The organism is Caminibacter sp. (genome assembly GCF_053999135.1).
In genome coordinates this window covers 55,408-68,522 of record NZ_JBMXVQ010000018.1, presented here as the reverse complement: position 1 = coordinate 68,522, position 13,115 = coordinate 55,408, and the positions used below count along the sequence as shown (strand labels likewise).

The following is a 13,115-nucleotide window of genomic DNA, read 5'->3' as shown; positions in this document are numbered from 1 at the left end:
ATGAACAGCGAACTTATAAAACTTGTTTTTTCAACAGCTTCAATTGAGAGGTGGAACGATTTGCCAAGACCCTTTAAATTTATAGAGCTCGACAAACAGGCTCATAGAATGATTATAGCTTATATTTTGGCTCATTTTGAAAAAGACGTTGATTTTTACAGACTTATTCATTTTGGAATTGCCGGAATTTTGTACAGAGCCGTTTTGACCGATTTGAAATCTCCCGTTTATCATTATTTGAGAAAACATAAAGCAAAAGAACTTGATAATTTTGTTTTAGAAAAACTGTCTCCTCTTATAGATAAAGAACTTGCAGAATATGTAAAAAGTTTTAACTCTACCAACTGCAAAGAAAAAAGAATCCTCTCAGCCGCCAGTTTTTTAGCCAGCAAATGGGAGTTTGATTTTATTTACAGTTTTGCCAAAAATACTTACGGAATAGAAGAGATAAAAAAATCCATCGATTATGAAATTGAAGATTTTTACGACCTTGAAGGTGTTAAAATTTTGGATTTAAAAAGAAAAAGTTACGATTTTATCTCTCTTTGTGGCAATCTTAGGTTTCAGAAAAGATGGGCTAATACTCCGAGGGTTCCTGAAACGTCCGTTCTTGGTCATATGCTTTTTGTAGCTATTATAAGTTTTTTTTGGACAAAAGAGTATGGAGGAAACATTCATAAAATATATTATAACTTTTTTACCGGGCTTTTTCACGACCTTCCGGAAGCTCTTACAAGAGATATTATAGCTCCTGTAAAACATGGCGTTGCCGGACTTGATGAAATTTTAAAGGATTATGAAAAAGTTATAATAGAAGAAAAAATTTTACCGTTGGTTCCTAAAAATATTCAAAACGAACTAAAAACGCTTATAACCGACGAATTTGCCAATAAACTGATTACTGAGAACGGATATAAAAAAGTGGACGTGGCGGAAGATTTGCTTGGAAGCAGGGGAATTGACGGAAGTTTGGTAAAAGCCGCCGACCATTTTGCAGCTTTTGTAGAAGCCGTTATGAGTATTTTACACGGCATAAGCTCTCCGGAGCTTGTTAATGCGGTTGAATTTCTTGAAAACAGATACAAAAACAAAAGAATATACAATATAGAACTTGGAAAATATTTTAAAAAAGAGTTTTTAAAAGGGGAAGGTTAAGGTATGTCGTAATACAGTCTGTATTAAATAAACGGATATCTTTTAAAATAGAAACAGCAAGTTATACGGGAAGCCAAAGAAGACAAAAAGAAGTCTTCTATTTATAAATTAAAAGATAGATAAAAGTACTCCCGCTGCCACGGCACTACCGATAACTCCGGCTACGTTAGGACCCATGGCATGCATTAGTAAAACATTTGTAGGGTCTTCTTTTGTCGCTTCTTTATTAGCAACTCTTGCCGCCATCGGTACTGCGCTCACTCCAGCCGCGCCGATAAGAGGATTGATGGGCTCTTTTGAAAATTTATTCATAATTTTACCCATAATAACACCTGCCGCAGTACCTATGGCAAATGCCACAAGACCTAAAATTAAAATACCGAGGGTTTCGGGTACCAAAAATTTTTCCGCCGCAAGTTTTGAACCGACTCCAAGACCTAGGAAAATAGTTGTAATATTTACAAGTTCGTTTTGAAGGGTTTTGCTAAGCCTTTCAACAACACCGCTTTCTCTTACGAAATTTCCAAACGCCAGTGCACCGATAAGCGGGCTTGATTCGGGAATAATTAAAATAGTCAGCAAAAGTACAATCAAAGGAAAAAGCATTTTTTCAAGTTTATGTACTTTTCTTCCCGTTTTCATTTTGATTTTTCTCTCTTCTTTTGTTGTTAAAGCTCTCATAATAGGAGGCTGAATTAACGGTACAAGCGCCATATAACTGTAAGCCGCCACGGCAATCGCTCCAAGTAAATCAGGTGCCAGTTTTGAGGCTATAAAAATAGATGTAGGACCGTCAGCCCCTCCGATAATGGAAATAGCCGCAGCATCTTTTAATGAAAAATCAAAAATTCCAAACTGTGATAAAGCAACCGCTCCGACAAGAGTTCCGAATATTCCAAACTGAGCGGCAGCTCCTAAAAGAGCGGTTTTCGGGTTGGCAAGTAGAGGACCGAAATCCGTCATAGCCCCAACACCCATAAAAATTAAAATAGGGAAAAGCTCGTTTTGAATACCGGCTTTATAAAGCTCTCCTATAAATCCGCCGTCTCCTATAATGTTTGCTAAAGGAATATTTGCCAAAAGCCCTCCAAAAGCAATAGGTACAAGCAAGAGAGGTTCAAAACCTTTTTTTACGGCAAGATAAAGTAAAAACAGCGTTATTAATATCATTATTATTCTACCGTATGACTGATGAAAATCGCTAAGAGGTTCTCCAAGAGCGTTTTTAGCTTCTTTTTGAGGGTTTAAAAAGGCATAAATTCCTGTCTGTTTATAAAAACCGACGATTAAATCCGTAATGCTTTTTTCATGCTGTACCTGCTGAGTCTGCTGTGTATGGTTAGATTGAGCTTCATTTGCGATTAAGGGAGAAAAAAGAATTAAAAAAGCAAGAATTAACGCTCTCATCTACTCCTCCTCTATTGTCGCTAATACGTCGCCCTCATTGATACTGTCGTTAATTTTAACGGGGATATGGGCAATTATTCCGCTAACAGGTGCCGGAATGTCTATTTCCATTTTCATAGATTCAAGTATCATAATCTTATCCCCGGCGTTTACTTTATCACCGGGATTTACCAATATTTTCCATACTGTTCCAGGTACTGGTGAGAGTACTTCAATTACGTCTTCTTTTGTAGGTTCTGTAGTGGTTTCTTCTTTTGCTACGGGTTTTGCTTCTTTTACTTCGCTTTTTATTTCAACTTTTCCTTCTTTAACCTCAACGTTAAACACTTCACCGTCTACTATAACCGTATAAATTCCTTCACTGTTTTTAGCCATTTCTTCTCCTTTTTTTCTTACCATTAAAGGACTTTCGCCTTTTAAAAACGCAATTCCTTTTTCTTGACATGAAGCAGCAATAAAAATATTTTCTTCTGTCGGTTCAATTCCTTCTTTTTCAAGAAGTTCTTTCCAGTATTTAATTGATTTTCTTTCGTCTCTGTCCGCTAAATCAAGCGGATTTTCAGTTGTCGGTTCAAGATTTAACTGTTCGCTTGCCAGTTTTATTACTTCTTCATCCGGTTTTACAGGTGTTTTTCCGAAATATCCAAGCACCATTCTTCCATACCCCGGTGCTATTTTTTTCCAAGGACCGAACATTACGTTGTTAAACGCCTGTTGCCAGTAGAATTGACTAACAGGTGTTACGCTTGTTCCGTATCCGCCTTTTTCAACTACTTCTCTCATAGCTTTAATTACGTCGTTAAATTTATGTAGGATATTATTATCTCTCATCATTTGGGTATTGGCAGTTAAAGCTCCTCCAGGCATAGGTGAAAACGGAATAATAGGATTAACCTGTGTGGCTTCCGGAGGTAAGAAGTAATCTTCAAGACATTTTTTAAGAGTTTCTTCGTAATCTAAGATTTTTTCCATATCCAAATCGCCCAGATTATAAGGCATACCTTTTGTGGCATGAAGCAGGGTTATAATATCCGGCTGGCTTGTTCCTCCGCTCACAGGGGCTGCTGCCAAGTCAATTCCGTCAACCCCGGCTTCAAGGGCCGCTAAATAACTCGCTACGCTGATACCTGCGGTTTCATGGGTGTGAAGTCTGATATGTACGTCTTTTCCAAGAAGTTTTCTTGCCATTTTTATTGTTTCATAAATTTTATTCGGATGAGCGGTTCCTGTTGCATCTTTAAACGCTATGGAATCAAACTCAACGTTTTCGATAATTCCTCTTAATACTTTTTCATAAAACTCTACGTCATGAGCTCCCGTACATCCCGGAGGCAGGTCCATAATCGTTACAACCGCTTCGTGTTTCATTCCCGCTTTTTTAATGGCTTTACCGCTGTAAATTAAGTTATTTACATCATTTAACGCATCAAAGTTTCTAACCGTTGTAGTGTTGTGTTTTGCAAAAAGTTTGGCAAACAAATCAATCATTTCTCTGCTTGCCGTATCAAGCATTACTGTATTTATTCCCCTGGCTAGAATTTGAAGGTTTGCTCCTTTTGCCCTTTTGGCAAATTCATCCATCATATCAAACGCGTTTTCTCTAAGATAAAAAAACAGACTCTGAAACCTGGCTCCCCCTCCAAATTCAAAGTGTTTTATTCCGGCTTCCACTGCCGCATCTATAGCCGGTAGGAAGTCTTTCATCAGTACTCTTCCGCCAAAAACCGATTGAAATCCGTCTCTAAAAGTAGTATCCATGACATCTATATATTTAATTGCCATTTTGTGTCCTTTGATGATGTATTGCCGCAGCTATTGCCGCCACTTTTTTTAATTTTTCTTTTTTATTTGAAGTTTTTGAAGGTCTTTTTGGTTTCTTAGGAGGTTCTTCTTTGAAATACTTTTCGATAATTTTGTGCTGCAAATCCAAAATTATCGTTAAAAGATACAAAAACGCAAATACGACACTCATACCGAGTATCATATATTTTATGGCTTCCATAATCATTTTTTGCCCCTTATCTGATTTTGCGAATACTAACAAATAAGTATAGCGTTAATATAGCATTAAATCAAATTTTAGAAATATTTTTTAGTTTTATGTAAATCATAGCGGTCATTATGGCATCGTTTAATGCGTCGTGTTTACTAAGAATTGGAAGATTTAAGTCTTTCATTATGGAGTCAAACCTTAAATCAATGTGTTTTTGGGGAATAAGACCGATTTTTTTGTCATAATACATAGCCGATACTTCAATTTGCTCATTAGGGAGTTTTATTCCAAGATATTTTTTAGCAAGATTATTAATCATTGCCATATCAAATTCCAGATAATATCCGACAAGAGGTCTGTTTTTGATAAAAAACAGAAATTTTTCAAGTGCTTCTTTTGGCGAGATGGCGTTTTTAAGCTCGCCTGGCAGTATCTGATGTACTTTTATGCTTTCATGTTTTATAGATGCGGAAGGTTTTACGAAAATGTGAAATTTATCTTTTAAAAGAATTTTATTTTTTTTAACGATTACGGCACCGATTGAAATAATCTCATCTTTTTTTCTGTCAAGTCCCGTAGTTTCGGTATCGAATACTACTACTTCATCTCCCTCATACTCTTCAAACAAAAACTTAAATCTTTTGTCTTTTAATTTCTTTTTATAATAATTGTTTATCAGTTTTTTAAACATCAGCTAACCATTTCCGTGTGAAAATGATGTTTTGTCAGTTTTTTAAATTCATTAGTAACTTTAATTGCGTCTTTTAACATATCTTTTTCGATTTTGGTTAAGTTTTTTGTTTTTATAATGTTTGTGAGAGGCTCTTTGTTTTCTATCTGTTTTAGTCTGTTTTGCAGTGTAAAGGTCAGGATTATGTCAAAACTTTCTATTATTTCGGTTGCGAATTTTTTATCAATAATTCCTAAATCACTTATTTTTTTTATTCTCTCTACTGTTGAAGTGGCATAAATTTTCTTCTCAAGAGCAAATGAACGGGCTGCATGAACCGTTATAAATCTTATTTTTTTTAAATCTATCTCATCTTTTAAACCGAAAATTCCAACAGGCAGTTCAAACATTTCAATAAACGAAGCAAAATAAGCAAGCAAAGTAGGGTGGTTCGTTAAATTTTCAAAAAGAAAGCTTTTTAATTCTTTTAAATATTTTTCTTCTCCCCACACATGTTTGGCGTCTAATATGATGGCAAGGTTCATCATATTTTCTTTTGTAGGGGTTTCTATCCACTCTTTTATGCTGTTTTTATATTCATCAATGCTTTTTGACCAGAAAGGATTATTTAGCATTACATTGCCGGGACATTTAGGAAATCCTATTTTTAAAAGCGCTTCAGTGAATTCTTCAAAATATTTTCTGTTTATATTCAGGCCGTTGTCTAAAATTATTCCGTTATCCTGGTCGGTTCTTATTATCTGTTCTCCTCTTCCTTCACTGCCCATAACGATAAGAGAAGATTTTTTTGTGTATTCTTCCGGAAAAATGAAATTTGCTATTTTTTGAAAAATTTTTTCGTTTAAGGCGCTTATCACTTTTGCTATATATCTTGCGTTCAATCCTTTAGAATATAAAAGTTTTATAAGTTCAATAAAGCTATCGCTTATCTCTTTTAAATCTTCTATAGATTTTGCTTTTTCTATTTTTACGTTTATCAGGTGCGAATGGTTTGAAAAATAACTTAATAAATCTATCTGTTCTATAGTTCCTAAAATTTCGTTTTCTTTTGTTACTACAAGTCTTTTGATATTGTGTTTTGTCATTTCAAGAAGGGCGTTAAATAAAAAATCTTCATAATTAATGGTTTTTAGAGGTGAAGAAGCTATTTTTATTATTTCGTCTTTTGGCGAAATATCGTTTAATATGATTTTTTTGAGATTTGAATCAGTAACTATGGCGTTATCTCCTACAATTATCGCCGACGCTTTTTCGTTTTCTTTTTTTAACAGACTGTTTTTTATCGTTTCGTTTTCACTTACAAAAACCACCGGATGAATAATAAGCTCTTTTACTCTTGCGGCTAAAAATGAGCTGAAAAAGTTTTGATAGTTTTTTTCTTTTAAATGTTGGAGTTTTGAAGCGATGTCTTGTAAAAAAAATTTTTTAAACTTTTCATTTTTCAAAAGTTTTAAAAAAGTCTCTTTATCAAGTTCGTATGCGAGTGTTTCTTCAATTACTTCAGCACTTGTATCTCTGTTTTGAATAATTTCTTTTGCAAAAACTATATCTTCGTTTGTAAGGATTTCTTCATCGGTTTTTATTTTGCCTTTTATAATAATATATACCTTATCAGGCTTTATTTTTGTTTCTTGAGGGAAATATTCAATATTAAGATTATCAACCGCGAGGGAGAGCTCCTCGTCGGTTAATAAATCGAAAGGAGGGATTGAGATGATAAATTCACGAATTTCATTCATTGTTTAACCTTAATGTTTATCTGTTGCACCTTCAGCACCGATTCCTGTTTCTGAACGGATAAGTTGAGCTTCAAAGAGTTCTCTTTCTCTTTTTGCATCTTCGCTTTTATCTGTAATAGAAAAGAACCATATAGCAACAAACGCTACCGTTACACTGATAAGTGCCGGATATTTTGATGGGAAAATAGGTTTTTCAAATCCAAGTACCGATACCCATACTGTCGGTCCTAAAATTACCAGTAATATAGCTGTGATAAGACCGATACTTCCACCGATTACCGCACCTCTTGTAGTAAGGTTTTTCCAATACATTGATAAGAATAATACCGGGAAGTTGGCACTAGCTGCAATAGCAAACGCCAAACCTACCATAAATGCGATGTTTTGTTTTTCAAAAGCAATTCCTAATAAAATTGCTAAAACACCGATAGTTAAAGTTGCTATTCTTGAAACTATCATCTCTTGTTTTTCGTCTATTTGACCTTTTTTAATTACACTTGCGTATAAATCGTGGCTAATGGCACTAGCACCCGCTAATGTCAGTCCTGATACAACCGCAAGGATTGTAGCAAACGCAACCGCTGAAATAAATCCTAAGAACAGGTTACCACCAATAGCATGAGCTAAATGAATAGCCGCCATGTTGTTACCACCGATTAATTTTCCGGCAGCATCGAAATATTGAGGATTTGACATAACAAAAACAATTGCACCAAATCCGATAATAAATGTTAGGATATAAAAATATCCGATAAATCCTGTTGCGAAAAATACTGATTTTCTAGCTTCTTTAGCATCCGCAACAGTAAAAAATCTCATAAGAATATGAGGAAGACCCGCTAAACCGAACATCAACGCCACACCAAGTGAAATTGCAGAATAAGGGTCGCTAACCAGTCCTCCAGGTGCCATGATTTTTTCATGTAAAGGGTGAATTTCCACTGCTTTTTTGAAAAATTCTTCAAAATCAAATCCAAAATGCGCCATAACCGCCAATGCCATAAAAGTAGCACCAGCCAACAACAATCCGGCTTTAATAATCTGTACCCAGGTTGTAGCAAGCATTCCACCGAATGTCACATAAAGTATCATTAAAACACCTACTATAATTACCGCATATGTGTACGGAAGACCAAATAATACCTGAATTAATTTACCGCTACCAACCATTTGAGCGATAAGATAAAGTAATACCGTTGCAATACCACCAAATGCCGCTAAAGTTCTGATAGGTCCTTGTTTTAATCTGAAAGACACAACATCGGCAAAAGTATATTTACCAAGGTTTCTAAGTCTTTCCGCAATCAAAAACAATACAAACGGCCAACCTACCAAAAATCCGATTGAGTAGATAAGTCCGTCATAACCTTTTAAATAAACCAAACCTGAAATTCCCAAAAACGATGCAGCGGACATATAATCCCCGGCCAGCGCAAGTCCGTTTTGAAAACCTGTAATTCCTCCACCTGCTGTATAAAAATCTTTTGCCGTTTTTGTTCTTTTAGCCGCCCAGTATGTAATACCAAGTGTGGCTAATACGAAGATTAAAAACATTACAATGGCAGAAACGTTTAAAGGCTGTCTTTGAACTTCGCCGGTAATTGCGCCTGCTGCCAGAGCAAAAGATGAAATTAATGAAAAGAGTGCTATTTTTTTCATTTTGCTCCTTTATTTAATTTTTGTAGCTCTTCTTCAAGCTCTTTTTTAACTTTTTTTGTAAGTTTGTCAAACACTTTGTTGGCTTTATTGACATAAATCCCCGTAAGGATAAAAGCCGCAAAGATAATCAAAATGCCGATAGGAATACCGATTGTAATTACCGAATCTCTTGAAATCGGAGTTCCTAAAAGTTGTGGGTCAAAAGCGATTGTCAAAATAAAAGAGTAATAAATCGCAAGCAAAACGAATGTAAGCGTCCATGCGAATTTACTTCTTGTTTTGACAAGATACTGATAATCGGGATTACGCTTGATAATCTCGATTGCTTCTTTTGTAAGGGTCATACAAGCTCCTTTTTTTTATTTTTTCAATTAAATGATATGTTTATTGTGTAGCATAAACGTAGCACTTGGAGAAAAATGTAACAATTTATATTAATAAAAAAATAATGTGTGTAAAAAAGTAACAAAATTATTTTATCATATATCCTACGCCTCTAATGTTTGTAATTAAATCTTCTTTTAAAAATTTTTTTAATCTGCTGATTTCCGCTCTAATCGTTGCATTATCAACGCTGTTTTGCCATACCTCTTCTCTTAAATATTCAAAACTTACCGTTTTTCCTTTGTTAAGAGCCAATATTTTTATTATATGTTTGTGTATATTGCTTAATATCACTATTTCGTTGTCAAATAAAAGTTCGTTGTTTTTTACGTCGAATTTGTATCTTTTTGAAAGTTTAATTAAATTTTTTTCATAAGGATTGAGTGTTTTTTCCAGTCTTTCTATCTTTATTAAAAGTTCTTTTAAGTAAAAAGGTTTTTTAATATAATCAAAACATCCGAGATTATATGCCCTTGTAATGTCTTCTATTCTGTTCATTGCGCTTATGAAAATGGTAGGAGGAAAAATTTTTAGACTTTGTAGTTTTTCCAAAATAGAAAATCCGTCTTTATTAGGAAGATGGATATCAAGAATTAAAATATCATAAGAGTTGTTTTTTAAAAACTTATAAGCTTCGTTTCCGTCGAAAAAAGAAATAACCGTATATCCTTCATTTTCAAGATATTCGGTAATTATTTCATTGAGAGAAAATTCATCTTCAACTAAAACTATTTTCATTATTTCCCTTAAATATATATTTAAATGTAATTATATTATCTTTATAGAGTATATCTACTTTAATATTGTATTTTTTGCAAATTTCATTAACCAGATATAGTCCAAGACCAAATCCGGATGAATTTTCTTTTTCTTTGTAAAAAGGTTCAAAAAGTTTGTTAATATTTTCAATTTCAGTTGTTTTATTTGAAAAACTTAAAATATTGTTTTTTGCCGTAATTATAATTTCACTTTTTGGAATGGAATATTTTATGGCATTTGAAATGTTGTTATCAATTATTCTTATTAATTCTTCTTTATTTATAAAAACATTAAAATCTTCAATTTCGGTATTTATTTTAAGTTTTTTGGCTTTGGCAATCATTTCAAAAAACTGTATTCTATCAATCAGCACATCTTTTATATTGATAATCTGAGGCGGGTAATTTTTGTGTTTATATTTTAATACAAAGCTTAAATCAGCATATATATTATTAATCATATGAACGGCCGCTTCAATTCTACTTACATTTTTATCTTTTTTGTCCAAAAAGTCTATTGAGGTTAAAATTATTGCTAATGGAGTGTTTATTTCGTGAATTGCGGTTTTAATGAATTCTTCTTGAGAAGAAATAAGATTTTGAAGTTTTTTTGTTTTTTCTTTTACTTTTTCTTCAAGTTTTAAATTAAGTTCTTTTAATTCTTTGTTTTTTTTATTTAATTCTTTTAGCATTTTATTTACATAAATGGCAATATCTAAAAATTCTTTTATTTTAATATCTTTAAATTTTATGTATTTATGTTTTTGATAGGCGTCTTTAAAAAATTCAACAAAAAGGGCGATTTCCTGTTTTAAGAATTTGTTTAACAGATAAAATCCCCAAAGTGCGAACATATATATAATAAAGCTTAACGTAAGAATATTTAGCATAATTTTTATTAATTTATGAATTAAAAGCTTTTTTTTCTTTTTTATTAATTGTTTTAGGCCACTTAAGGGCTCTTTTAAAATGATTTTAATGTCTTTTTGTTTAAAGATTAAAGTAATTGAATTTGGATTTTCTTTTGAGTGAGTGTATATGAGTTTTTTATTTTTATAAATTTTAACATATAAATTAGTCGGGAGTACGATATTCAGGATTTTTTTGTATGAAGGAGTGCTTTTTATAATTTTTGCCACTTTAAAGGCGGTTGAGCCAAGTTCTTTTTTTTTGTTTTTTATATATGTTTGTTTGAATGTTTGAAGTTCGTTTTCAAAATCTTTATATTCTTCGTAAATAGCAAGTGAAGTAAAAATTAAAGATAATATAAAAAGAAGGGAGACCCCTCCTAAATAAATTGTATTTAGCGATAATTTCATTTAATAATGCAGGTATTTACCACTTCTATAATCGCTTCTACAACTTTTGGGTCTTCAAGTGTTGAAGTGTCTTGTGTTATAGGTTCATTTTTTGCAATAGCTCTTAAAATTCTTCTCATAACTTTACCGCTTCTTGTTTTTGGAAGTCCGGGTACAAATGCGAAATTATCAACTTTTGCTATTGCCCCGATTTCTTCTTTTACAATGTTGTTAATTTCTTTCATTATTTCCATCTCTTCTGCTAAATTGTCGTTTTTTAATACGATATAAGCGAATATACTCTCACCTTTAATTTCATCAGGTTTTCCGACTACCGCAACTTCTGCAACGTGCGGATGTTTTTTGATAGCCGCTTCTATTTCAGCAGTTCCCAGTCTGTGTCCTGAAACGTTAATTACGTCATCAACCCTTCCTGTAATCCAGATATATCCGTCTTCATCGTATATTGCACCGTCTCCGCTAAAATATACAGGTTTTCCGTCTTTTTTTGCTGTGGAGAAGTAACTTTTGATAAATCTTTCAGGGTCTCCCCATATAGTTCTAATCATACTAGGCCACGGTTTTGTAATACATAATAGACCTTTTTCATGAGGAGGCATTTTATTTCCTTCCTCGTCAATAATTTCCGCAAATATTCCAGGAAGAGGGAATGTAGCACTTCCAGGTTTAATAGGAGTTGCCGCTGGAAGAGGTGAAATCATATGTCCTCCGGTTTCAGTCTGCCACCAAGTATCAACGATTGAACATCTGCCTCCTCCTACAACTTCATAATACCATTTCCATGCAGCAGGGTCGATTGGCTCTCCAACCGTTCCTAAAATTCTAAGAGAGCTTAAGTCGTATTTTTTAGGTTCTTCAGGTCCCATTTTATGAAGAAGTCTGATTGCTGTCGGAGCTGTATAGAATTGATTTACTTTATATTCTTCAATCATTTTCCAGCCTCTTCCGGCATCCGGGTAAGTAAGCACTCCTTCAAACATAAGTGTAGTAGCTCCGGCTGCAAGAGGACCGTATACGATGTATGTATGTCCTGTAATCCATCCTATATCGGCCGTACACCAGTAAGTGTCGTTGTCTTTTACATCAAATACCCATTCCATAGTAAGCTGAGCCCAAAGAATATATCCGGCCTGAGAGTGCTGAACCCCTTTTGGTTTTCCTGTACTTCCTGAAGTATAAAGCAAGAAAAGAGGGTCTTCGCTTTCCATAGTTTCAGGTTCGCATTCATCAGGCTGATTTACGATTAAATCATTGTAGCTTACATCTCTTCCGCTAACCCAGTTGATATCTTCATTATTTCTTTCAACAACTAAAACTTTTTCAACAAAATCAATTCCTTCAAGAGCTTTATCAACTGTTGGTTTTAACATATAAGGCTTGCCTTTTCTAAAGGCTCCATCAGCCGTAATTACCACTTTTGCTTTTGCGTCTATTATTCTGTCTTTAAGCGCTTCTGCACTAAATCCCCCAAATACCACACTGTGAATGGCACCGATTCTTGCACATGCAAGCATTGCAAAAGCAGCTTCCGGAATCATAGGCATATAAAGTACGACTCTGTCGCCTTTTTTAACTCCAAGGGATTTTAGAAGATTTGCAAATCTGTTTACCTCTCTGTAAAGTTCAAGGTAAGTTATTATTCTTTTTTCTCCGTTGTCGCCTTCCCATATAATAGCTGCTTTATTTTTTCTTTTTTCAAGATGTCTGTCTATACATTGATAGGATACGTTTAATTTTCCTCCCACAAACCACTTATAAAATGGAGCTTCACTTTCGTCCAATACAGTATCGAAAAGTTTAAACCAGCTTATTTTTTCCCTTGCTAGTTTTGCCCATGTTCCTTCGTAATCTTTTTTAAACTCTTCCACTTTATCCCAGTATTCGCACATATTTTTAAATGCCGGGTTTTTGAATAATTCTTTATGAGGGTAATATACTTCTGTTGTCATTAAGAACTCCTTTATTGTGTTTTTTTTATCATAAGAAAAAAACGCAGCATAAATATAGCAT

The 13,115-nt window shown here is 33.8% G+C and carries 11 protein-coding genes; 1 reads left to right on the top strand and 10 read right to left on the bottom strand.

Annotation, left to right across the window (positions count from 1 at the left end):
* Nucleotides 1–1,155: HD domain-containing protein (locus tag ACXJH6_RS01225; protein WP_456469940.1), on the top strand; the 1,155-nt coding region annotated here is incomplete at its 5' end.
* Between the two features lie 108 nt (nt 1,156–1,263).
* On the opposite strand, the gene ACXJH6_RS01220 is transcribed toward ACXJH6_RS01225, so the two are convergent.
* The 10 genes from ACXJH6_RS01220 to acs form a co-directional block, all read right to left on the bottom strand.
* Nucleotides 1,264–2,562 (bottom strand): sodium ion-translocating decarboxylase subunit beta, encoded by a 1,299-nt coding sequence (locus tag ACXJH6_RS01220; RefSeq protein WP_456469939.1) that lies wholly within the window; start codon nt 2,560–2,562, stop codon nt 1,264–1,266.
* Nucleotides 2,563–4,344 (bottom strand): biotin/lipoyl-containing protein, encoded by a 1,782-nt coding sequence (locus ACXJH6_RS01215; protein ID WP_456469938.1) that lies wholly within the window; start codon nt 4,342–4,344, stop codon nt 2,563–2,565.
* Nucleotides 4,334–4,570 carry an OadG family protein gene (locus ACXJH6_RS01210; protein WP_456469937.1) on the bottom strand — a complete coding sequence of 79 codons (237 nt, stop codon included), beginning with the start codon at nt 4,568–4,570 and terminating at the stop codon, nt 4,334–4,336. The genes ACXJH6_RS01215 and ACXJH6_RS01210 overlap by 11 nt, the downstream gene beginning before the upstream one ends.
* A gap of 64 nt (nt 4,571–4,634) precedes the next feature.
* Nucleotides 4,635–5,246 carry a 3'-5' exonuclease gene (locus tag ACXJH6_RS01205; RefSeq protein ID WP_456469936.1) on the bottom strand — a complete coding sequence of 204 codons (612 nt, stop codon included), beginning with the start codon at nt 5,244–5,246 and terminating at the stop codon, nt 4,635–4,637.
* Nucleotides 5,246–6,985 (bottom strand): DUF294 nucleotidyltransferase-like domain-containing protein, encoded by a 1,740-nt coding sequence (locus tag ACXJH6_RS01200; protein WP_456469935.1) that lies wholly within the window; start codon nt 6,983–6,985, stop codon nt 5,246–5,248. The genes ACXJH6_RS01205 and ACXJH6_RS01200 overlap by 1 nt, the downstream gene beginning before the upstream one ends.
* Before the next feature lie 9 nt (nt 6,986–6,994).
* Nucleotides 6,995–8,644, bottom strand: coding sequence for a cation acetate symporter (locus ACXJH6_RS01195; protein WP_456469934.1), 1,650 nt, complete (start codon nt 8,642–8,644; stop codon nt 6,995–6,997).
* Nucleotides 8,641–8,988 carry a DUF485 domain-containing protein gene (locus ACXJH6_RS01190; protein WP_456469933.1) on the bottom strand — a complete coding sequence of 116 codons (348 nt, stop codon included), beginning with the start codon at nt 8,986–8,988 and terminating at the stop codon, nt 8,641–8,643. Before ACXJH6_RS01190 ends, ACXJH6_RS01195 begins: the two co-directional genes overlap by 4 nt.
* Nucleotides 8,989–9,115: 127 nt before the next feature.
* Complete coding sequence (locus ACXJH6_RS01185) at nt 9,116–9,766, bottom strand: response regulator transcription factor (RefSeq protein WP_456469932.1); 651 nt, start codon at nt 9,764–9,766, stop codon at nt 9,116–9,118.
* A complete protein-coding gene (locus ACXJH6_RS01180) occupies nt 9,747–11,105 on the bottom strand; it encodes a sensor histidine kinase (protein ID WP_456469931.1) in 1,359 nt (452 codons plus the stop codon). Before ACXJH6_RS01180 ends, ACXJH6_RS01185 begins: the two co-directional genes overlap by 20 nt.
* Nucleotides 11,102–13,054 (bottom strand): acetate--CoA ligase, encoded by a 1,953-nt coding sequence (gene acs, locus ACXJH6_RS01175; protein WP_456469930.1) that lies wholly within the window; start codon nt 13,052–13,054, stop codon nt 11,102–11,104. The genes ACXJH6_RS01180 and acs overlap by 4 nt, the downstream gene beginning before the upstream one ends.
* Nucleotides 13,055–13,115: the final 61 nt, after the last annotated feature.